Consider the following 20974-nt stretch of genomic DNA (forward strand, 5'->3'; position numbering starts at 1 on the left):
CCTGGTGCTCCCGTTACTCCTGCTACTCCTTGAGGTCCTGGTGCTCCTGGGGGACCTTGTGCTCCTGTAGCACCAGTAGCTCCTGTTGCTCCTGTTACACCGATTGGATCCTCAATACCATAAACATATGGGTAGCCATTACACCCAAATTCATTACATTTATATTTCATTGGATAATTACATTTTGCATCACATTTAAAATTATCAAAATTACGATTGTAACTAAACCTCAATGCGACTTCACCTCCTGTCCCTTTTTATCATATTCAAAAGTCTACTTATTGAGATAATTAATGTACCTAGAATATTAGAATGAATTAACTATGTATCTTAAAATAAAAAGAACATTAGGCCATGTAGAACCCAATGCTCAATAATATGTTTCAACAATATCCATTTGTCTTTGCCATTTCTCAGTAAGCTGCAAATTTAGGGAGTTTCTGCTGGATATACCATTCCATCACGATTAAATTTGGCACCCAACATAGCCAAGCGATAGAGGCATAACTATACTCAAAATTATCAAAGCCAAATACTACCGTAAACAAAGGGAGCCAAATTCGTAATGTGACAGCTGCGAAGGTTAAAGCATAATTTCTTAGCATCCATTTCTGATGGCCTTGGATATTTCTTTTTTTAATATGGACCAGCGCTTGAAACATGGTGAAAAGCCACCCTATGGCTAATAAAGCAAAGCCTAGCTGTGCTACCCATCCCCCTGTTGCGTTCAGCGCTAAATAAAGTCCTGCCAAGCCACCAAACAAAATACTAACCATATAGATATTGCCTAGTAGTCTATGGCGTTTCACATTTTTCTCTCGTAACTTTGATGACAACGTAAAAGGACCGATGACGAGGGCTAATATACCGAATACAATATGTATATAGAGCATGATATACCAAAATGAATGCAATGTTGCACTAAGCATAAGCTTTAATTGAACAAATCCCGCCTGCCGTGCATCGAATAGTAAATATTGAACAACCGAATAGCCTGCTATGAACAATGCCAAGCCACATACAATCCACCACAATTTTTGTTTCATTTTTATAGCTCCTTTCTATGTTAGCGTACCATTCAAATCTCCGATCTTTTAACACAGACAAATAACAGGGCGTAAAAAGCATATAAGTGGACGTTTATCGACAGTACAACGAATTGACCATTAGATAGTGCAGGTTAATAGACAGCCAAAACGCTCCACTCCAGGGTATTTTTCTCCTAAACTTGTAATGTGAAAGCCGAGATTTTTATAAAAGAGGACGGCTTCTTGATCTGTTTCTGCATAAATGGAAGAAAAAGCATGATGTTCTTCTACATACCGAATCATCTCACGTCCAATGCCCTTTCCACGAAAAACGGGCGATACGGCAATATGTTTAATTTCACAGCGATTTGCCTCTCCTTTAACGATTCCTATACAACCGACTAAATCTTGCTCGATGGTATAGCCATACAACACTCTTTCAGGATTTTCGATATACAATGGATATTCCCTATCCACTTTCTTTTCGGAAGTAGCATAGGATAATAATGTTTTCACATCGGGATGTATCTTGCTTGAATGGATCATTTTCATGGACTTCTACATTTCTGGACATCATCTCAACTTACTAATAATACCTTTAAATTACTATAATTGTAAATAATGTATTTGTATTATCATTTAATACTTCCATAATATACTAAAATATTTTCTTTTATGTTATGATGGCTAAAAAAATGGGGAGGGTGTACCTTGCTGGCTAAAGGCTATAAATTTAGTTTACCGCCCTTTTATTGGCTACTTTTCATACCCATCTTTTTGGGGACGAGTTACAAAGCATTATTTTTTGATTGGCACATACAAACATATACTTTTCATGAATTAGAAGATTTCGGTCGTTATGTAATGATACTAGCAACAAGCTTGATTGAAGCTTTTATTTATCTACTCATTTTTCGATTGATTGTCTATTTGCTTCAACTAGTATTTCGACAGTCTAATAGAAATCATAGCTAATGAGTAGGAGGAAGAAATTATGACATTTAAGGGTAGCCAACTACTCGGCATACCCTATTTCTTTTTCCACCTCAGCTAGGATTGAAGTGATTCCATGTAATGATTTCCGCTTCATCTACGTTGACATTGCCTAAGCTGAAGAGATGCGGAATATACGCAAAAAGCCCAAAGTTCTTCCCTTTTTCTTTCTCCGTTTGGAAATAGTCTACTGTTGCTGATGGTAGCTGTTCTAGTTCTCTATAATCAGGTAACGACAGTAGTTTTATATCCTCTGCAGCAATTGCCCCTGCTGCCCTTTATAGTGTTCCTTGGAATACAGGTACATCGCATTACGATTAACCGCTAGTTTTTGGATTGGAATTTGATAAAACATTAGGCTTTCTCTCGTTGCAATACCAAGCTCTGTTAAAGCCTTATATAGATGACTAGGATGGATTGGTAGGAAATGAACAACATCATTCCACAAGCAATTTAAGTGAGGAATTTCTTTCATGAATAATTTCGGTCTCTCAGGATGATCAAAATATTTTTTCGAATATCGTTCATATAAATGTGGAAATAATGCCCCTAACCTATTTAATGGCATAAGCTCAAGACCCACCATTTCCCTTGGAACCATATGATAAACATATCTCTGCATGACAAGCACCTCCACCTAACTAATTCTTCGAACATTTGGAAATTCCTGTTACAATCATTGTATAAATAGAAAGTAGGTGCACAATGGATTTATTAGTTATCATTCTTATTTTTGCCGGGATTTTTGCTATATATGATTCGATTAGACGAGTTAACAATTCTATTTTGGAGCAAACGGAGGAACTAAAGAAATTACGAGAGGAACTGAACAGTAAGAATAAAAATTAGAGGGGCTAATACTTTTGCTTTGGATAATCAATTGAATTAGCAATATCAATCAAGACTTCAGCCGTTACTTGATCTGCCACATCTCGATCAATACTAAAGACATATTGCCAATTGTCTCTTTCAAACACGAGTAAATGAAAACCAATTCGTGGATTTTCAATATAGGCTGCCTCACTGCCATTTTTCAACTTAAATACATCTGTTTTATATTTTTCAAATGACATTTTATGCTGAATTGGTCGAACCTTGATTTTGAAATGATTTTGTGTCAATTGATCACTGATCATTACCACCTCCAGCTGATCATTCATTTCTCCTTCTAAATCACTAAACCTTCCAAAGTGATGCGTAAAGCTGATTGGCGGTACTCGTAGGGGTAGCTTCAGCTCTTTATTATAGTGGTGTTCGAACTCTTTTACGGCTATTTCTACTGTTTTATAGCCGATTTCAGGAAGAAATTCTTCAAGAGGTTGTGGCAAATCACTGTCCTTTGCAAAAACCAAATTAAAAATGGAAACATACGTAAATAAAGCTAGTCCAATAAGAATACGCTTAGTCACATTTTACCGCTCCTCTAACCTATTTAGGTATAGGTTAACCTACAGAATCAGAATTATGCTGACACATAACACTAACATGGCGTAGTCTTATCGTTAAAAATGGACGTAAAGTAGCGAAGTGTCGGTACTACGTTATTCGCGTGAAGCATCTTTTCAAGCTCTGGCTTTGTGACCCATTGAACTGCTGTCACTTCCTCCTCCTGAAGTTTGATGTCACTAATTTCAAAGCTTTGCTCAAATAACCAAACGTCATAAAAATCATTGAAACAATTACGTCGTTCACTCTTTACTAATTGTCCATTGGTCCTCAATAATGATATCCCTATTTCCTCTTCCACCTCACGAATAGCCCCGTCCAAACTGCTTTCACCCGTTACTATAGAGCCTCCTGGACATTCCCATAAATGAGGATAATGTTTATTGGGATGTCTTTTTGTTAAAAGGAATTCTCCCCTGTTATTGCGAATCCATACGTGCACAACGATATGGTAATCTTCAGCTGCTAATTTTGTCCCTCGCACATGACGCTTATTTGTTTTTTGGCGATTTTTATCGTAAATATCCCATACTTCCATAGAGCATCTCATTTCTGAATTTGAACAAGCACATACTGCTTCGTCCACATTTCCGTTGTCACAATGGAACGTTCCCCATTTTTTTCGAAAAATAACCCGCTCCCCTCTTTTTCAAGAAATGCCCATCCTTCATTAGCCATCATTTGCTGAATGTCCTCGTCCACCTTCTGTATGCCCCTAGCTGAAATGGCTGTAAGGTACCAAGTTGCCTTCTTATCATTGGAGAGCGCCACTAAATCAAAGGGGGATGCATTTAATTTTTGTATAGCTTCCTTTGGTGTAAGGGAATCGATTGGCAAAGGAGGGTATAATAATTTATTGCTATCAATAAAGACCCCACTTACTACGAAAAGAGCTGCTATTAGTAAACCTATTTTTTTCAAGGTTCACCCTCCTCCTTGTCTGGTTAAGAATCGGCTGCTAAAATTTATCTGTAAAATAGAGCTTCTATTTTGAAGCGGTCATACTTTATTTTTTTCATTGCTCTTCAAGCTTTTAATAATGAAGAAAAGTTATAGAAAGCATTTAAAACATCTTCTCCTAAAGGATCAGCAAATGCATGATTTTCCAATGGGAAGATTCCTTCATTCTCTAACTGCTCCAAATATTTCTTGAAGCCTTGATCTATAGCCTCCATATACCCCTTAAGAGAAAATTGATCATTAAATATTCTTTCGATAGGATAATGACTTTTATGTTCAATTAATATGTATTCACCATCGCTGGAAAAAATATAGTAATCATAGTTTCCGTGACAATCTATTTTTACTTCATTTGTATTACCTTGATAAAAACTGGTGAGCGTGGAGAAAAATCGTGGGATGGCTATAAAGGCTAAACCAGATCTAAAACTAAATAGTTGTTCATCATTTGACACATCAAATTGAATATCACCACCCTCTAAATTAATTTTAATCGTACACATATACTTATTTTTCAAAAATATACCTCCTCTATAAACCTATATATTTCATATTTTACCTTATTAAGTAAATAAACTATAGAAGATGTTATCATTCTGTTTATAAAGATTTAATAGGAGGTGATAAATTTGATCATTAGAAAGGCAACTATAAAGATGCGAAAGGTATTGGAAAAGTACATGTTGATAGTTGGTGAACAACCTATAAGCATATTGTGCCAGCAAAATATTTAAGTAAATTATCCTACGAACAAAAACGCAATTATGGACACAAGAAATTGCCGACAAAACGAAGTATATACTAGTAGCTGAAAATGAATTAGACGACATTATTGGCTTCACATCTGCAAGTAGAGACTCAAACCCTTCCCCATTCCAAGTATGTAGAAACGCTCTATCTTTTAGAAAACTATCACAGAAAAGGGATAGGAAAACAATTGCTGAAGGAAATCTTTCATTGCTTTCATCAAAAGAACTACCAAACTATATTTGTCGAAGTCTTAGCTATAGAATAAAACACGTTATTTTTATGAACATTATGGGGCGAAGCTTAGAAATTACAATTGGTAGGAAAGTGTTAAAAGAGTTAGTGTACGAATGAAAAGATATCGAAGAAGCTATTGGAAAGCTAATGTAATAAAATTGATTTTTATCGTCAAATCAGGAAAATGTTTTCGAAGATCCCTTATAACGAAGCTCATATTCAATTTCAATGAATCTTATATCATTTTTAATCAAGCTAAACATCTTCATGTCTCCTATGCTTTTTAGTTTCATCATACTGCATTTTTTAGAAGAACCGTACTCAGAAGTTTAGAACTATTCCAATAACAAGTAAAAATGGTAAAAGAGAATGGCTAGGTAAACGTACAACAAGCCTAGCTCTTTACGCATAAAGTAGCCATATATGACTGAAAGGATGTCCTGTGTGGGGAAAGAACATAAATATTTTCAAAAATTCAAGTTTACGTCAAATCCAAATTGTCATTGTCGCTGTTGTTGTCCTTGTTGTCGTTGTAAATGTAAGCCGCCATTTTTACCCATACCACCAAGTTGTCATTATCTCGTCTATGTGACAGATGCTGGGCAGCTCGCAACGCCTGATAATAGAGTTTCTGTGATCGATACCGCAACAAACACAATCGTCGCTACCATTCCAGTAGGATCTGCTCCGTTAGAAGTAGCGATTACACCTAATGGTGCTTTTGGCTATGTTCCAGCGTTCTTCTCGGATAATGTAACGGTTTTTAGCACTGCCACAAACTTGCCAATCGCTACCATTCCTGTAGGCATTGACCCCCTTGGTGTCGCCATTTCACCAAATGGAACACTTGCTTATGTATCCAATCACGGATCGAACACTATATCGGTCATTAATACAGCCACCAATACCGTAACAGCCACTATTCCAGTAGGGCTACAACCTCAAGGTATTGCCTTTACGCCAAACAGTGCGTTTGCTTATGTTGCCAACGAGAATTCTAATTCAGTATCTGTTATCAATACTGCAACCAATACGGTGATTGCTACAATCCCTGTGGGAATTCGTCCTAGATCCATTGTTTTGACTCCAAGCGGGCAATTTGCTTATGTGACAAATGAAAATAGCAATTCCGTATCGGTTATTAATACCACTACCAATACAGTAGTGGCTACCATTCCTATTGGTACAGGACCTGTAGGAACAGCGATTACCCCTGATGGAACGCTTGTTTACATTGTGAATAAAGGCAATAATACCGTATCTGTCATCAATACAGCCACCAATACGGTGATTGCAACTATTCCTGTAGGTGCATCTCCAGACCAAGTAACCATCTTGCCAGATGGTACTTTTGCCTATGTAACAAATCAAGTAGACAATACGGTGTCTGTCATCGACATAGCAACAAACATGGTAATTGCCACAATCCCAGGATTTAACGGGCCGACTGGTATCAAAACTGGAACAATCTGTCTATAATTACACCAAAAAAAGCAACCGACTACTTCCACCCCATCTTAGAAAATGGGCTGTTTTTTGTCGGTTGCCTGCATTCTTTATAAAGTTAATTATGGCTAAAGTTAGCTTAGTCTTGAATCGCTGCGTCTAAAGCGACCACGATCATGTCATTGAATGTTGTTTGACGTTCTTCAGCTGTCGTTACTTCACCAGTGATGATATGGTCACTTACTGTTAGAACAGCAAGTGCTTTACGGCCGAATTTTGCCGCTAATGTGTAAAGAGCTGCTGATTCCATTTCTACCGCTAGTACGCCGTATTGAGCTAATTTTTCGTTTTGGTGTTCATCTGAGTAGAATAAATCCGCTGTGAAGATATTCCCTACTTGTAAGTTAAGACCCGCATCTTTACCTGCATTGTATGCTTTTAATAAAAGATCAAAGTCAGCGATTGGAGCGAAATCGATAGCACCACCCCAAATAATTTGGTTCATACGTGTATCAGATGTTGCTCCTTGCGCTAAAATCACGTCACGTACTTTTACATCTTTTTGAATTGCACCACAAGTACCTACACGGATTAATTTTTGAACATCATATTCTTGCATTAATTCTGTTGCGTAGATTGAAATAGATGGCACACCCATACCAGTTCCTTGTACAGAAATACGTTTCCCTTTATACGTACCAGTGTATCCGAACATATTACGTACTTCGTTGTAGCAAATTACATCTTCTAAAAATGTTTCCGCAATGTATTTTGCACGTAATGGATCTCCTGGAAGTAAAATTGTGTCAGCGATTTCACCTTTTTTTGCATTAATATGAATACTCATACTGCAATCCCTCTTTTCTGTCAGTTATCACTATAAATAATACTGTGTTTCTGTCATTTACGCAATGCTAGACGTCTAGCAACTACAAAATTATTTATAGTTTTCGTACAATTATGCTTGTTCCTCATAAAGTGTCCACAAAGTATCAAAGGTCTGGATTGTTAGGTTTTCCGTTGCATAGGTTTCTATATAGTCGGACAACTCATTAAAGTCTGTGCTCTGCTTTGGAAAATTATGCTCATGAAACACTTCCTCTGCAAAGCGTACTTTAGGATCAGACCAATCGCCACCTCGATAGGTTAGGACATATAAATAAAAACTTTTCTTCATCGAACAAATTCCCCTTTTTATGCATTGGCTTTTCGCTAGTGTATCAAAAAAAATAGCATTCGTCATAAATTCCACTACTACTATATTTTACCCACTTATGATTTTAGAACTATTTTCATGGTCGATACTGACTTTTGTCATAGTTATTTTATCTGAAAAATTTTAATTTTTAGAAATAAAGATAGAAAAATCTAGCAAAATAAGATAAAATTGAAATCGATTATTTAAAAAATAGGAAGGTGATGGCGATGAAAAAGACTAAAAAAACCCATGGTACAGCGAAAAAACGCCCGTCTCTCTTTACTTTTAGCTTTTTTAAGAAGAGGAAAGCTTCTACACAAAGGGAAACTGGGAAAAATCCCCCTCCTATTAAAGAAAAACGACAACGTTTTTACCATTTAATTCGGGGTAAAGTGCTTATTATGTTTGCACTTCTTATTGTAATTAACGGTATTATGGGTATATTGTCCTATATCAATATACAAAACTTGCAGCACCAAATGGAAGATTTCACAAAGAAAAATGTGCAGGAGCAACTAACGGTGAATCAACTTGCCTATGAGATTGCTAGACTGACCAATTTAGAGCAATCGTATTTAATTACGGGTAACGGCATTTATTCTACTTCTTATCATTTAAAAATAGATACCATTAATAAAAAGCTAGCCGCTTTGAAAGATCAATTTCAAGATCGCCAAGTGGAACTCGGTCATATGCAGGCAATCGAGCAATATTATAAAAATTACCTTGATTATTCAGATAAAGTCATGACAATGCGTGATGAGCTCGGTCTTGAGCAGGCTCGTAAACTGATGATGGGTGCTACTGGGGAAACAATGAAAACACATATCGATCAAAACATTGAGACAATTAATACTGTCATGGACGATTCCAATAAAACAAAATTAGACAAGCTTAACCAGCAGGTAAATATTTCTATCACTACATTCTTTCTCGTTTCAATCGTTGGCTTTTTAGCGATTGTAATTTTTGGCTTTATGCTATTTAAATCATTAAAACGTAATACACAAGCGATTAATGACTCTATCCTTGATATTGCACAAGCAGGAGGCGATTTGACAAGACGTGTAAATGTGCGTAATCGTGATGAATTTTCGACTATTGCAGCCTCGACAAATACGTTAATTGAGTCGATTTCTAACTTAATTCGACGCGTAAGTGAGTTGGCGGATCATGTATCAAGCAGCAGTCAGGAGCTAATGTCCTTAGCAGATGAAAATGCGCGTACAATTCAGGATATTGCGGATGCGACAGCAGATATTGCGAGTGATAGTGACAATACGATTTCCAGTATGAATAGTGCGCAGCAAAAAATGAGCGACTTAGAGCATTCAATGCATCAATTAAATGAGCAAGCGAGTGCTGTCCATCGTGCCTCTATCGCCATGCAGCAAGCAGCCGATGAAGGTAGCCGCTCTGTGGAGCAATCATCACTCGTCATGCAATCCATTGAAGAAACAATGGCTTCTACAACATCTACTGTGGAGGCGTTAGGTCGTAAATCTGCGGATATTACCTCTATTATTGGTACGATCACGGCCATTTCTGAGCAAACGAATCTCCTCGCTTTAAATGCGGCGATTGAAGCGGCAAGGGCTGGTGAGCATGGACGAGGCTTTGCTGTCGTAGCCGATGAAGTTCGCAAACTTGCAGAGCAATCCCAAAGTGCAGCGAAAGAGGTAACATCGATTGTCACATCCATCCAAGATGAGGTCACATCCATTATTGCTCAAAATCACGAGGGTGTGACAACGGTCATCCGAGGCGTTGAAGTAACAAACGAAACAAATCAATCCTTAGCCAACATTTTATCGCATACCGAAGAAACAACGTCAATCATCGCGGCCATGGTGGATAAAATTGCGACAACGCTTGAAAATAGCAATGCGGTGGCAAGTGACTTCATTCATGTCAATGCCTACGCAGAACAATCCGCGGCCAACACTGTGACATCTGCGGCAGCAGCCACACAAGGCTCCGCCTCCATGCAGGAAATCAACGCTGCAGCCACTGAGCTTGCCCAACAAGCAGATAGCCTACGCAACCTCGTAAGCGAGTTTAAAGTTTAAGCGAACTGAAAGAGAGAGGGAGAACCAATTTTTTATTGGTTCTCCCTTAACTTTGCGGGGCTATCCCCCTAATTTACAGGGCTATCCCTCACTTTGAGCAATCTATCCGCTACTTTTTCAGGTTTATCCTCCACTTTCAGATTTCTATCCAATTATTTGAGGGCTATCCCCCTAATTTGCGGGGCTATCCTTCACTTTGAGCAATCTATCCGCTACTTTTTCAGGTTTATCCTCCACTTTCAGATTTCTATCCAATTATTTGAGAGCTATCCCCCTAATTTGCGGGGCTATCCCTCACTTTCAGCATGCTATCTGCTACTTTTTTAGGTTTATCCTCCACTTTTAGATTTCTATCCTTCTAATCTGCTGTTTCTCCTGACCATAAAAAAACCTAGCAAGGAGCTACCTTGCTAGGTTTTTACTATTTAAATAGTGCTAGGTATTCGCCATAGCCTTCCTTTTCTAAATCTTCTTTTGCGATAAATCGAAGCGCTGCTGAGTTTATGCAGTAGCGTAAGCCACCTTGCTCACTTGGGCCGTCTGGGAAGACATGTCCTAGATGCGAATCCGCTTCTTTGCTGCGTACCTCCACACGACGCATACCGTGAGATGTATCGAAATGCTCGGTTACCTGTTCTTTTTCAATCGGCTTTGTGAAGGCTGGCCAGCCACAGCCTGAGTTGTATTTATCGAGTGAGCTGAATAAAGGCTTGCCAGACACAATGTCTACGTAGATACCTTCTGCAAAATGGTCATCAAACTCATTACGGAATGGTGGCTCTGTGCCATTTTCCTGTGTGACATAGTATTGCATCTCTGTTAGTTCTTTTAAACGTTGTTCCTTATTCATGTTTGTTCCCCCAGTGTTGCTCCTGAAACGCTCGACGACCTGATCCAATCGAATAGCGCTCATAGTGCATTGGATTTTTCTTATAATACTGTTGATGATAATCCTCAGCCGGATAAAACGTAGTGGCTGGTAAAATTTTTACCATAATTGGTTTATCAAACTTGCCAGACGCTTGTAAATCTGACTTTGAACGTTCAGCTAGCTCACGCTGTTCTTCGTTATGATAAAAAATGGCCGTTGTGTAGGATTCTCCACGGTCGTAAAATTGACCCCCTGCATCTGTTGGGTCAATTAAAGTCCAATAAATCGCAAGTAGCTGCTCGTAGCTATATAACTCATCATCAAATGTGATTTGTACAGCTTCCACATGCCCTGTTGTTTCCGAGCAAACCTGTTCATAGGTAGGATTTACAACATGTCCACCTGTATAGCCTGAGATTACGGAATCAATCCCAGGTGTTTCGTCAAAGGGCTTGACCATACACCAAAAACAGCCTCCCGCAAATGTTGCATATTGCTTTGTCATTTATTTCACTCCTTATTCACCAGGAACAATAATTTCCAATAAGATTTTATCCTTTGGTAAGTCCAACTCTTTAGCACGTACACGTGAACCAGAGGCAATGTTAATGCGCGATAAATCAATATATATTTCTGCTTTATTCGGATTCACGGTAATCCATGAGGGAAATTCCACCGAATCGCGCATGATTTTCATTGTCGTTTCTGGTGGAATGTTTAATAACCCTACATTCATGCCTGTCTGTTTTAAAATAATATTCCCCTTGTCATCCACAATAGGATCAAAATTCATGGAAATGGGGATTTCCGTATAGAATACCGTCAGTGTGCTACGTAGTTGAATATCATCCCCAATTGTGAAATCAAGTGGTAAAGGTGAGCCTTTCGCTGCATCCTTTAGGTATTTTTTTGAGATCGATTCTAATTCCTTTGTTGTGGTTTGCACCACGAGTACATTTCCTTTGCTTTCACTTTCACCTGCTGAACTCTTCGCAACATGGACGCCATCCACTGGTCTAGTTGCTAAAAAAACGACGAGGAGGATTGCAAAAAGCACTGTGCCCGCTAAGGCGAAAAACGCGACTTTCCATTTATTCATTTTGTCACTCCTCGAAGCCTATTGCCTTGTTAATCTTTTTTTCCATACCACACTGCTCCATTGCTGCTAGTATACGCTCTGTCATTTTTTCATACCCCTTTGCATTCGGGTGGAAAAAGTCTGTATGATAGACGAGCTCTTCATTTGAATCAAACAAATCTTCTACTGATACGTAACAAGCATTGGAATCCTTGCTGGCTACTTCCTCTATCACATTATTCCATTCTGTGATAATCGTATCAAATTCATTCGCCTCATTGGTTACAATCGAAAACGGATTGTAAAAACCAATGAGTAATAAGGGCACTGTCGGATTTTTAGCACGAATGCCTTCTACGATTTTGCTGTAACGTTCCTTGTATGCCAGTAATTCCTTATCAAAAGCATCACGTTTCAGGTTAAATAAATCCTGCCTGACGACCTTCATGACATCATTGCCACCCATTGTTAAGGAAATTAGCTGTGCTTCTTGCAGCTCCTCATCATAATGCCCTTTTTTCACTAATTTTAGTAGCTGATCGCTGCGTCTGCCACGTTTGCCCCGATTATCAACCTCTACATCCGAAATCGAAGGCCATGCGAGCAATGAATCTGCTAATCTTCCAACATAACCGTCTTGACTATACTCATCACCGACACCATCTGTCAACGAATCTCCCAGTGCCAAGTAATGTAGTTGCTTTGCTTGTTCTTCATCAATTTGCGATAAATCCTCTGCTGATGGCTCAAAAAAATGTTCAAAAATTTGCGTCAACATATTCTTAGATGTTTTTTCCTCATCTTCTGTTTGTTGCTCATCCTGCGGTATATCTTGCTCCGTTCCTGCTTGCTCACCTTCAGGTTCTGCTTGCGGATTCGGTTCATCGATTGATATTGCACAACCACTTAGTACAAAGACGGTCAAACATGACAACATAAATCGCCAAATGTCCATTTGACCACCTTCCATCCCTTTCTATTACTTCTATTATAGAATAGTTCATGCCGCAATGAAAAGTGACTTCCCCTTAGTTCTCCATAATTTTGTGTGCTTGCCAAATTTCCTCAGGTGTATGTATGGAAAAATGTGTGTTTATACAGTGTGCCTTTATGCAGAAGGGATGATAATTAGTAGGATGTCTGATTTATTTTTGGTGGCAACGTGATCACTGTTTGATTGAAGCTACTGTTCAACACGATCACTATTAAATTGAAGCCGCTCAAGCTCATAGTTAGTTGAAAACTGATCACAGCTAAACAAAAACTGCTCATCTTTGAATAATCCGCTCATCCTGCTAGGTGATCCACGCATAATAAAAAAGCCACTACATTTACTTATGTAGTAGCTCCTTCCTGTTATTCTGCAAAATAAATAAAACCAATTGCTCCTGGACCTGTGTGTGTCGAGATGATTGGAGATGTAAAGGCAATTTCAACATCGTTAAAGCCAGTTTCTTCGATAAGCGCTTTTAATGGGTTGCCCATCGTTACTAGGCCATCTGCATGGGAAATGCCGACTGCCTTAACTGTTTTTCCAGCTGTATCTGCTTGGAATTGTTTAAATAAAAAATTAACTACTTGTTTATGACTACGTACCTTTGACACAGGATTGTATACGCCACCTTCAAGGTTGGCAATGACTTTGATGTTTAGGAGAGAACCGATAAAGCCTGTGCCTTTACCAATTCGACCGCCTTTGATTAAGTTTTCGAGCGTGTCTACAATAACGTATAAATGTGTATTGTCTCGTACCTTTTCTAAACGTGTCACGATGTCCTCCACAGTGGCGCCTTCATCTCGCATGCGGATGGCCTCTCGTAGTTGGATAGCTAAACCAATCGCGATAAAGCGTGAGTCAATGACTGTCACATCGGCATCTGTCATTTGAGCTGCTTGACGAGCTGATTCTACTGTGCCACTCATACCACCAGTCATATGGATGGAGATAATTTGATCGCCATCTTTACCGAGCTCATCATATATTTCCTTAAATTTACCTGGTGCTGGTTGTGAACTTTTCGGTAAATTTTTTGCATTTTTCATTAAGCCTAAAAAAGATTGTGGCTCTAAGTCCACTCCATCTGTATATGTTTGACCATCAATTTGAATCGTTAAAGGCACGATATGTATGCCATGTTGTGCTACTTCTTCTTTTGTTAAATCACAAGTTGAGTCCGTTACTATATGAATTCGTCTCACTTCGACACATCCTTTTACTTCATTAAAATTTATTATATAGACTAATGAATCATTATGTAAACATGACATTTGTCATTAGGCAAAGCTCTGTCCTAGCTAGCATGTAAACGCTACCTTGGATACTATAGCGTTTTCACCTACCTCTTGTCTATCAATGCCCCTCAAAGAATATGACAGGCTTATGACATTTTTGATATGAACTATATGACAAATGTAAATGTTCATCTATAAATTATTGGGGTATAGTAAATGTATGAACGAAAGGAGTGTTTCAAATGGTTGATTCATTTGACTATAAATCATGGAGGGAAGAGCTGTGGAATGCCATAACACACGGTATTGGTTTCATTGCTAGTATTCCAGCACTGGTTGTTCTACTGTTAGCAGCCGTACAAACAGGAAATGCCCTACATATTACAACCTTCAGCATTTTCGGTGCGTCTGTCATCATTCTGTTTTTAATGTCTACATTACTACACAGTATGCCAGAAAAATATAAACACTTTTTCGCTATTTTGGACCATTCGTCCATTTATATTTTAATTGCCGGCACCTATACGCCGTTTTTATTAATTGCCGTTGGTGGTTCCCTTGGATTGACGCTACTATGTATTATTTGGTCATTGGCTGTGCTTGGTGTATTGTTTAAATGTTTCTTTATTAATCGCTTTGAAGTACTTTCATTAATTTTTTATATTGGCATGGGCTGGTTAATTATATTTGCCATTAAGCCCGTTTATCTGTATTTAGGTTTACATGGCTTTGCTTTACTGCTAGCAGGTGGGCTATTCTATACGATTGGAGCCATCTTTTATGCATGGCGCTCTCTGCCCTTTAACCATGCAATCTGGCATCTCTTTGTGCTAGCTGGCTGTGCCTCCATGTATGCGTGTGTTTATTTTTATCTATAATAAAAGCAATCGCTCATTGTGAAGGGAGCGATTGCTTTTTCGTCTATTTACGTTCAAAAATTTGATATTGGAATGTATAACCTTCTGGTGCTGTTTCAGGCTCCTCTGAAGAGACTTGAACAAAATCATGCTCATAGCTCGGGAAATAGGTGTCTCCCTGAAAGGCATGATTAATTTTTGTGATATACAAGCGATCAGCCATCTCCATCACTAAACGGAAAATTTGCTCGCCGCCAATAATCATCACCTCAGGTACATCTCCAGCTAGCGCTAAAGCACCTTCCAAGCTAGTCACAATTTCAATGCCTTCTGCCTGATAGTTTTCGTCACGTGTAATGACGATGTTGCGTCGCCCTGGAAGTGGTCGACCGATGGATTCAAATGTTTTACGTCCCATAATCATAGGCTTGCCCATTGTTTTTTGTTTAAAATACTGCAGATCCCCAGGTAAATGCCAAGGCATCCCATTGTTATATCCGATGACGTGATTGTCATCATGTGCCACAATTAAAGAAATCATACTGTCCCTCCAAATACTTTCGTCCCTTTTATTATAAACATAATGCGCTTATTTCACCTATTTTTAAATAAATAAACATTTGTTACACCTAAATCCTAGTAAAATTATATGAATAGTTTATAATAGGAATAACAAACCTCTCAATAAAGGAATGATGAAGATGATAACTTTAAGAAAAGAAGCTGTTCAATATCTAGAAGCTCAGCGTACTGGTACACCTTATTACAAAGTTTCACCTCAGGAAGCGAGAGCCATGCGGACGGTTACACAATGGCAATCTGCACACAAACCAAAGCTAGCATCCATTGAGGATCACAAAATTACAGTGCGAGATGGCGAACAAATTAAAGTTCGGCTTTATACGCCCGTCCTCGGCAAAACTTTACCTGTTATTGTTTATTATCATGGTGGAGGCTGGGTCTATGGCAATCTAGAATCTGTCGATGCAGGCTGCCAGTTATTAGCAGACCAGGCACAGGCGATTGTGGTATCAGTGGATTACCGCTTAGCACCTGAATATCCTTTCCCAACACCCTTACATGATGCCTACGATAGCTTAGTATGGGTGCACGATCATATGGAAGCCTTAGGTGGCGATGCAAGTCGATTATCAGTTGCTGGGGACAGTGCTGGCGGAAATTTGGCTACTGTAGTTGCATACTTAGCTACTGCACTCGAGGGACCATCGTTACACGCTCAAACACTCATCTATCCTGTCACAAATGTCGATTTTTCAACAGTATCTTATCTGGCATATGGTGAAGATTACGGCTTAGATACACAAGCCATGCAGTGGTTCTCTCATCACTATACAGAGGAAGCAAACTTCACAAATCCACTTGTGTCCCCTCTTCAGCTAGAGGAAGTCCGTAACATGCCGAAAACATTCATTATAGCTGCAGAGGCAGATGTTCTCTTTGATGAGGGTCTAAGCTATGCACAAAAGTTAAAGGCTGCTGGTGTGGTAGTGGAACATATTACAATGCCAGGTTTAATCCATAGTTATTTCAGTAAAATGAATTATTTTGAAGAAGCAACAATTGAAACCGTGACAAAAATTGCGCAATTCCTGAAATAAGTTTGGCTATCCCGCGCAAACAGTGCGATAATAGAGCAAAACGTTTTTTAAAGGATGACACTATGACACAAACAATAGCTCTACAAATACAACAGCCCTTTTCTGATCAATTAAAAAAAGGCTTCCCACTTATTTCAAAGGATGCGGTTGATGCACGACGTTTACCTGCTGAGCAAGGAACACTCCTCAGGCTCATGGATCATCATAACCGTTTTATTGGAACAGGTTACTACGGCATCCAAAACAAAGGGATTGGCTGGGTGCTAACGACCGATACGAATGAAACAATTGATAAAGCTTTTTTTATAAAAAAATTTAAAAAAGCCATCGACAATCGTGCTGCATTTTTTAGCAATGAAAACACAACAGCCTTTCGTGTGTTTAATGGTGAAGGAGATGGCATCGGCGGTCTTACGATTGATTTTTTTAACAGCTACTACATGGTAAGCTGGTATAGTGAGGGCATTTATTCATTTAAAGAAGTGGTGTATGAGGCGCTTGCTGAGACAGTAGACTACCAAGCGATTTATGAGAAAAAACGCTTTGATAGCAAAGGACAATATATCGAGCAAGATGATTTTGTAATGGGCACGCCAGGAGAATTTCCTATCATGGTGAAGGAAAATGGTATGACCTATGCGGTGCATTTAAACGATGGCGCCATGACAGGGATTTTCCTCGATCAACGTGAGGTACGATTGGCTATTCGTGAGCGTTATGCCAACAATACAGACATGCTGAATACATTTTCCTATACAGGAGCATTTTCTGTGGCAGCCGCTCTAGGAGGAGCCATCAAGACAACGAGTGTAGATGTGGCAAAGCGCAGTCTAGCCAAAACGATTGAGCAATTTAGTGTCAATCATATTGATTATGAGGCACAGGATATAAAAGTCATGGATGTCTTCCATTATTTTAAATATGCACAACGCCATGCTTTACAGTTTGACCTTGTCGTATTAGACCCACCTAGCTTTGCACGTACGAAGCAAATGACCTTTTCAACGGCAAAGGACTACCCTAAATTACTAAAGGACACGATTGCCATTACCGCTAAAAACGGCATCATCGTGGCTTCCACAAATAATGCCAGCTTTGGCATGAAAAAGTTCAAAGGCTTTATTGACCAAGCCTTTAAAGAGACTCGTACACGCTATAAAATTGTCGAGGAATACGGTTTACCGAAGGATTTCCGTGTACCACGTGAATACCCTGAATTTAATTATCTGAAGGTCGTGTTCATCCAGAAAATCGACTAACCAATTGAGAATCACACCAAGGTGTGATTCTTTTTATGTAAGGAAAAGTTGATTCTACCTAAGGAGGTTCGGTATCTCTACAATAAAGATTCCAAAAGATTGAAACGTTATAAACAAACAGAGCCTTTCTATTAAAAGTAGCCTAAGAAGATGTTCTCTTCTTAGGCCACCCGATTATAGATATTTCACAAACCAATCACGGATATATTCAAGTCGATTAATTCGTAATGTAGGCTTTCCACTTCTCGAAAGTTCATGATTCGCCTCAGGGAAACGCACGAATTTTGTTTGTTTTTTACGATATTTTAAGGCGATAAACAATTGCTCTGCCTGCTCAATTGGACAACGATAGTCTTTTTCACCATGTAAAATCAATAATGGTGTCTCCACTTTGTCTACATACTTCAGTGGCGAATGATGCCATAGCTTCTCTATATCATCGAGTCCTGCTTGAATTTGCCAGTCTGTAAAATAATAGCCGATATCACTGACACCAGCAAAGCTAATCCAGTTCGAAATGGAGCGCTGCGTCACAGCTGCTTTAAAGCGATTTGTATGGCCCACAATCCAGTTGGTCATAAAACCACCGTAGCTTCCACCAGTTACACCTAGACGATCTTGATCAATAAAATCATAGTGCTCCAGAGCGTAGTCTACCGCTGCCATTAAGTCCGCATAATCATTACCACCATAATCGCCCCGTACTGCATCAACAAATTTTTGGCCATAGCCATGACTACCACGCGGATTCGTATAAAGCACTGCAAAGCCTTGTGCAGCAAGGATTTGGAATTCATTAAAGTAGTTATTACCATACATTGCATGCGGACCACCATGGATTTCAAGAATGAGAGGATATTTCTTCCCTGCTTCATAGCCAACTGGCCTCATAATCCAGCCATTGACCTTCCAGCCTTCTGCACCTTCAAATTCGATACTCTCTGGAACAGCTAATGTTTTGGTTTTTAAAAAATCTTCATTAATGGACGTCAACTGTTCTTTGTCACCTGTTTTTAGGTTCACATAAAACAGATCGCCTGGATTGGTCGTTGTGCTAATAGCCGCAATAGCCTGATCATTTTGCGCATCAAGTGAGAAGCCATAGACATATTGATCATCATGGATAGCTGGGTAAATTTCGCCATCTACATTTCCGTAATAAATCGCCGCATTGCCGTGATCTGTGACTTGGAAGTAGAAGCTATGATTATCATTCATCCATTGCACACGTGGTGACGCTACACCTTGCAGGAAATCACCGATGACATAATCACCAACAGGCGCATCAAATTCACTTGTTACACAGTTTAGTAGTTTTTGCTCCATGTCATAAATCCAAAGCTTTGCTTGTGTGGCATTTTCAAATTCACGTTCTCCACCTACAAAAGAAAGATAGCGACTATTTGGAGACCAAGCTGTTTGGTAATATGCACCCGAACCTTCTGTTAGCTTGTGACTCTGCTTAGATTCTAACTCCAATAAATAGATATCCACATTAAATGAGAAATCTAAATCCTCCGCTTTATCTGCTAAGTACGTAAGGTATTTGCCATCTGGCGACCAAGTACCCAGATGGCAGTACTCTTTGCCTTCTGTCACTTGTTCTAGCTCTCCTGATGCCACATTGACAATGGCAATATGGGTAAACTGCTCCATATCAATAAATCCACCAGCATCCGATTTGTGTTTCATTTTCTCGATTTCTAGTGGCTTTAGTTCTTTATCCTTTTTCTTCTCATCCTCCGCTTTATGTAGGATGGTTTCATCTTTCCCTAGCACGACTGAAAAAGCAATTTTCTTGCCACATGGTGACCAGACAGGGGAGGTCGCTCCATTTTTACAATGTGTCACCTGTTTTGCCTCTCCACCTGCTTTCGAAAGAACATAAATTTGCGACTTACCTGTTCTCGTTGACAAAAATGCAATTTGACTGCCATCTGGTGACCAAACAGGGGAACTCGTTCTATCTTCACCAAATGTCCATTGCTGTGGTGTTTTGTCCTTCAAGTTTATGTAAAACAAATTCGATATATAGTCATTTTTCTTCTCGTCCATACGAGTCTCTACATAAACTACCTCTGTCCCATCTGGTGAAAGCTGTGGATCTGCTACTGATTTTAAGTGATAAAGATCTTCTGGTTGAATCCCTTGTTTCGATGTCATGTTCTTGCTCCTTTGTATTGTAATTTTCTGTGCCTTACTACAATACTTCGACACCCTAAGTAATATTCCTCTATTTAATTGAATTTTTTACTAGTTCCCAATATTCTGCTGACTTTGTTCTGCGATAAAATTTATAAAAGGGCTCATTTGGGCGAGCATGCTCCTTATAAAGGTTTATCAGGTGCAGTAAAAAATCTTCAATTTGTGTGACGTTTACCCTCTTAGCGAATAACGTGCCAGCCTGTGCCTTTGCTCCCATCGGTACTGCCCCTAAATAGACATCAAAGCTTTCTTGTTGGTAAACGAGTCCAATATCATCATAGACTGCATTGTAGCAAGCTGATGCACAGCCATTAATATTGACACGCACTCTTGCAGGTACCTTCATCCCCTCTATGGCATGATAGAGCTGTTCGGTTATCGGAGCAGCCTCCATTTTTTCCCCATCACAAAAATCACAGGCCTTCATGGCTATGATTGAACCAGAGGGAGCAACATAAAGACCTGCTTCCTGTAAGGCTTGCACCGCTTCCGTGGCATCGCACGTTGGTATGGATACGAGTATACTATAGGAAGCAGAATATTTTATCGCCCCCTTTTCGCCAGCAATTTCGGCTATTTTTTGGAATTGTGCAGGAGTATAATGCTTATTAATAATGCCAGGGCTAACGGCTAGACGGGTAAACTCACCATGACGGTTCAGTGTTTCAAATGTTTGATCTGGTACATTTTTTTGAAATGCGTTCATTTTTATCGCTCCTTATAAAAAAG

Annotated in this window: 23 protein-coding genes and 1 pseudogene; 6 read left to right on the top strand and 18 right to left on the bottom strand. The window is 39.1% G+C overall.

Annotation, left to right across the window (positions count from 1 at the left end; all coding sequences use genetic code 11):
- The 8 genes and pseudogenes from VK91_RS21250 to VK91_RS21290 all read right to left on the bottom strand — a co-directional run.
- Positions 1–233: pseudogene (locus VK91_RS21250) on the bottom strand (hypothetical protein); the annotation flags it as partial.
- A gap of 180 nt (positions 234–413) precedes the next feature.
- Entirely contained in the window at positions 414–1046 is a 633-nt protein-coding gene (locus VK91_RS21255) for a DUF2306 domain-containing protein (RefSeq protein WP_048395672.1), read from the bottom strand.
- A gap of 120 nt (positions 1047–1166) precedes the next feature.
- Positions 1167–1574: a GNAT family N-acetyltransferase gene (locus VK91_RS21260; RefSeq protein WP_369700630.1), complete on the bottom strand. Its 408-nt coding sequence runs from the start codon at positions 1572–1574 to the stop codon at positions 1167–1169.
- Between the two features lie 691 nt (positions 1575–2265).
- Positions 2266–2643, bottom strand: coding sequence for a hypothetical protein (locus VK91_RS21270; protein WP_231595757.1), 378 nt, complete (start codon positions 2641–2643; stop codon positions 2266–2268).
- A 232-nt stretch (positions 2644–2875) separates the two neighbouring features.
- Positions 2876–3430 carry a hypothetical protein gene (locus VK91_RS21275; protein WP_048395677.1) on the bottom strand — a complete coding sequence of 185 codons (555 nt, stop codon included), beginning with the start codon at positions 3428–3430 and terminating at the stop codon, positions 2876–2878.
- A 71-nt stretch (positions 3431–3501) separates the two neighbouring features.
- Positions 3502–4005, bottom strand: coding sequence for an NUDIX domain-containing protein (locus tag VK91_RS21280; RefSeq protein WP_048395678.1), 504 nt, complete (start codon positions 4003–4005; stop codon positions 3502–3504).
- Between the two features lie 8 nt (positions 4006–4013).
- Positions 4014–4388, bottom strand: a complete 375-nt coding sequence (locus tag VK91_RS21285) for a hypothetical protein (RefSeq protein ID WP_048395679.1) — start codon at positions 4386–4388, stop codon at positions 4014–4016.
- A gap of 104 nt (positions 4389–4492) precedes the next feature.
- A complete protein-coding gene (locus tag VK91_RS21290) occupies positions 4493–4945 on the bottom strand; it encodes a hypothetical protein (protein ID WP_048395680.1) in 453 nt (150 codons plus the stop codon).
- Between the two features lie 314 nt (positions 4946–5259).
- On the opposite strand from VK91_RS21290, the gene VK91_RS23125 reads away from it, so the two are divergent.
- The gene (locus VK91_RS23125; protein WP_231595758.1) at positions 5260–5442 is read left to right on the top strand and encodes an N-acetyltransferase; all 183 of its coding nucleotides are present in this window, start codon (positions 5260–5262) and stop codon (positions 5440–5442) included.
- A 404-nt stretch (positions 5443–5846) separates the two neighbouring features.
- Positions 5847–6890, top strand: a complete 1044-nt coding sequence (locus tag VK91_RS21295; RefSeq protein WP_333880817.1) for a beta-propeller fold lactonase family protein — start codon at positions 5847–5849, stop codon at positions 6888–6890.
- Positions 6891–6996: 106 nt separating this feature from the next.
- On the opposite strand, the gene deoD is transcribed toward VK91_RS21295, so the two are convergent.
- Together deoD and VK91_RS21305 are read right to left on the bottom strand one after the other, a co-directional pair.
- Entirely contained in the window at positions 6997–7704 is a 708-nt protein-coding gene (gene deoD, locus VK91_RS21300; RefSeq protein WP_048395686.1) for a purine-nucleoside phosphorylase, read from the bottom strand.
- A gap of 111 nt (positions 7705–7815) precedes the next feature.
- On the bottom strand, positions 7816–8034 hold the full coding sequence (locus tag VK91_RS21305) for a YozE family protein (protein ID WP_048395688.1): 219 nt from the start codon (positions 8032–8034) through the stop codon (positions 7816–7818).
- 248 nt (positions 8035–8282) lie between these two features.
- Between VK91_RS21305 and VK91_RS21310 the strand changes: the two genes are divergently transcribed.
- Complete coding sequence (locus tag VK91_RS21310) at positions 8283–10124, top strand: methyl-accepting chemotaxis protein (protein ID WP_048395690.1); 1842 nt, start codon at positions 8283–8285, stop codon at positions 10122–10124.
- A gap of 421 nt (positions 10125–10545) precedes the next feature.
- Here VK91_RS21310 and msrB read toward each other — a convergent pair whose 3' ends face one another.
- The 5 genes from msrB to VK91_RS21335 all read right to left on the bottom strand — a co-directional run bounded on the left by msrB (position 10546) and on the right by VK91_RS21335 (position 14272).
- Positions 10546–10974, bottom strand: a complete 429-nt coding sequence (msrB, locus tag VK91_RS21315) for a peptide-methionine (R)-S-oxide reductase MsrB (protein WP_048395692.1) — start codon at positions 10972–10974, stop codon at positions 10546–10548.
- Positions 10967–11500 (bottom strand): peptide-methionine (S)-S-oxide reductase MsrA, encoded by a 534-nt coding sequence (msrA, locus tag VK91_RS21320; RefSeq protein WP_048395693.1) that lies wholly within the window; start codon positions 11498–11500, stop codon positions 10967–10969. Before msrA ends, msrB begins: the two co-directional genes overlap by 8 nt.
- Before the next feature lie 12 nt (positions 11501–11512).
- The gene (locus tag VK91_RS21325) at positions 11513–12094 is read right to left on the bottom strand and encodes a YpmS family protein (protein WP_048395694.1); all 582 of its coding nucleotides are present in this window, start codon (positions 12092–12094) and stop codon (positions 11513–11515) included.
- A gap of 4 nt (positions 12095–12098) precedes the next feature.
- Entirely contained in the window at positions 12099–13028 is a 930-nt protein-coding gene (locus VK91_RS21330; RefSeq protein WP_227744879.1) for a GDSL-type esterase/lipase family protein, read from the bottom strand.
- 401 nt (positions 13029–13429) lie between these two features.
- Entirely contained in the window at positions 13430–14272 is an 843-nt protein-coding gene (locus VK91_RS21335) for a DegV family protein (RefSeq protein WP_048395696.1), read from the bottom strand.
- Positions 14273–14547: 275 nt separating this feature from the next.
- Here VK91_RS21335 and VK91_RS21340 point away from each other — a divergent pair, with 275 nt between their 5' ends.
- The gene (locus tag VK91_RS21340; protein ID WP_048395699.1) at positions 14548–15183 is read left to right on the top strand and encodes a hemolysin III family protein; all 636 of its coding nucleotides are present in this window, start codon (positions 14548–14550) and stop codon (positions 15181–15183) included.
- Positions 15184–15226: 43 nt separating this feature from the next.
- On the opposite strand, the gene VK91_RS21345 is transcribed toward VK91_RS21340, so the two are convergent.
- Positions 15227–15703: a dihydrofolate reductase gene (locus VK91_RS21345; protein ID WP_048395701.1), complete on the bottom strand. Its 477-nt coding sequence runs from the start codon at positions 15701–15703 to the stop codon at positions 15227–15229.
- A gap of 160 nt (positions 15704–15863) precedes the next feature.
- Between VK91_RS21345 and VK91_RS21350 the strand changes: the two genes are divergently transcribed.
- Both VK91_RS21350 and VK91_RS21355 read left to right on the top strand, forming a co-directional pair.
- Complete coding sequence (locus VK91_RS21350) at positions 15864–16781, top strand: alpha/beta hydrolase (protein WP_048395703.1); 918 nt, start codon at positions 15864–15866, stop codon at positions 16779–16781.
- 62 nt (positions 16782–16843) lie between these two features.
- Positions 16844–18040, top strand: coding sequence for a class I SAM-dependent rRNA methyltransferase (locus VK91_RS21355; protein ID WP_048395705.1), 1197 nt, complete (start codon positions 16844–16846; stop codon positions 18038–18040).
- 174 nt (positions 18041–18214) lie between these two features.
- Here the strand turns inward: VK91_RS21355 and VK91_RS21360 are convergent, their stop codons facing one another.
- Both VK91_RS21360 and VK91_RS21365 read right to left on the bottom strand, forming a co-directional pair.
- Positions 18215–20203 carry a S9 family peptidase gene (locus VK91_RS21360; protein WP_048395707.1) on the bottom strand — a complete coding sequence of 663 codons (1989 nt, stop codon included), beginning with the start codon at positions 20201–20203 and terminating at the stop codon, positions 18215–18217.
- Between the two features lie 70 nt (positions 20204–20273).
- A complete protein-coding gene (locus tag VK91_RS21365) occupies positions 20274–20951 on the bottom strand; it encodes a precorrin-3B methylase (protein WP_048395709.1) in 678 nt (225 codons plus the stop codon).
- Positions 20952–20974: the final 23 nt, after the last annotated feature.

Source organism: Lysinibacillus sp. LK3 (genome assembly GCF_001043675.1).
Taxonomy (GTDB): domain Bacteria; phylum Bacillota; class Bacilli; order Bacillales_A; family Planococcaceae; genus Lysinibacillus; species Lysinibacillus capsici.

Excerpts from the sequence above, each read along its gene's own strand:
- VK91_RS21330 (WP_227744879.1), bottom strand. The coding sequence starts at position 13,028 with ATGGACATTTGGCGATTTATGTTGTCATGTTTGACCGTCTTTGTACTA.
- VK91_RS21305 (WP_048395688.1), bottom strand. The coding sequence starts at position 8,034 with ATGAAGAAAAGTTTTTATTTATATGTCCTAACCTATCGAGGTGGCGAT.
- VK91_RS21270 (WP_231595757.1), bottom strand. The coding sequence starts at position 2,643 with ATGCAGAGATATGTTTATCATATGGTTCCAAGGGAAATGGTGGGTCTT.
- VK91_RS21355 (WP_048395705.1), top strand. The coding sequence starts at position 16,844 with ATGACACAAACAATAGCTCTACAAATACAACAGCCCTTTTCTGATCAA.
- msrB (WP_048395692.1), bottom strand. The coding sequence starts at position 10,974 with ATGAATAAGGAACAACGTTTAAAAGAACTAACAGAGATGCAATACTAT.
- VK91_RS21360 (WP_048395707.1), bottom strand. The coding sequence starts at position 20,203 with ATGACATCGAAACAAGGGATTCAACCAGAAGATCTTTATCACTTAAAA.
- VK91_RS21365 (WP_048395709.1), bottom strand. The coding sequence starts at position 20,951 with ATGAACGCATTTCAAAAAAATGTACCAGATCAAACATTTGAAACACTG.
- VK91_RS21255 (WP_048395672.1), bottom strand. The coding sequence starts at position 1,046 with ATGAAACAAAAATTGTGGTGGATTGTATGTGGCTTGGCATTGTTCATA.
- msrA (WP_048395693.1), bottom strand. The coding sequence starts at position 11,500 with ATGACAAAGCAATATGCAACATTTGCGGGAGGCTGTTTTTGGTGTATG.
- deoD (WP_048395686.1), bottom strand. The coding sequence starts at position 7,704 with ATGAGTATTCATATTAATGCAAAAAAAGGTGAAATCGCTGACACAATT.
- VK91_RS21280 (WP_048395678.1), bottom strand. The coding sequence starts at position 4,005 with ATGGAAGTATGGGATATTTACGATAAAAATCGCCAAAAAACAAATAAG.
- VK91_RS21310 (WP_048395690.1), top strand. The coding sequence starts at position 8,283 with ATGAAAAAGACTAAAAAAACCCATGGTACAGCGAAAAAACGCCCGTCT.
- VK91_RS21325 (WP_048395694.1), bottom strand. The coding sequence starts at position 12,094 with ATGAATAAATGGAAAGTCGCGTTTTTCGCCTTAGCGGGCACAGTGCTT.
- VK91_RS21260 (WP_369700630.1), bottom strand. The coding sequence starts at position 1,574 with ATGATCCATTCAAGCAAGATACATCCCGATGTGAAAACATTATTATCC.
- VK91_RS21350 (WP_048395703.1), top strand. The coding sequence starts at position 15,864 with ATGATAACTTTAAGAAAAGAAGCTGTTCAATATCTAGAAGCTCAGCGT.
- VK91_RS21345 (WP_048395701.1), bottom strand. The coding sequence starts at position 15,703 with ATGATTTCTTTAATTGTGGCACATGATGACAATCACGTCATCGGATAT.
- VK91_RS21340 (WP_048395699.1), top strand. The coding sequence starts at position 14,548 with ATGGTTGATTCATTTGACTATAAATCATGGAGGGAAGAGCTGTGGAAT.
- VK91_RS21295 (WP_333880817.1), top strand. The coding sequence starts at position 5,847 with ATGTCCTGTGTGGGGAAAGAACATAAATATTTTCAAAAATTCAAGTTT.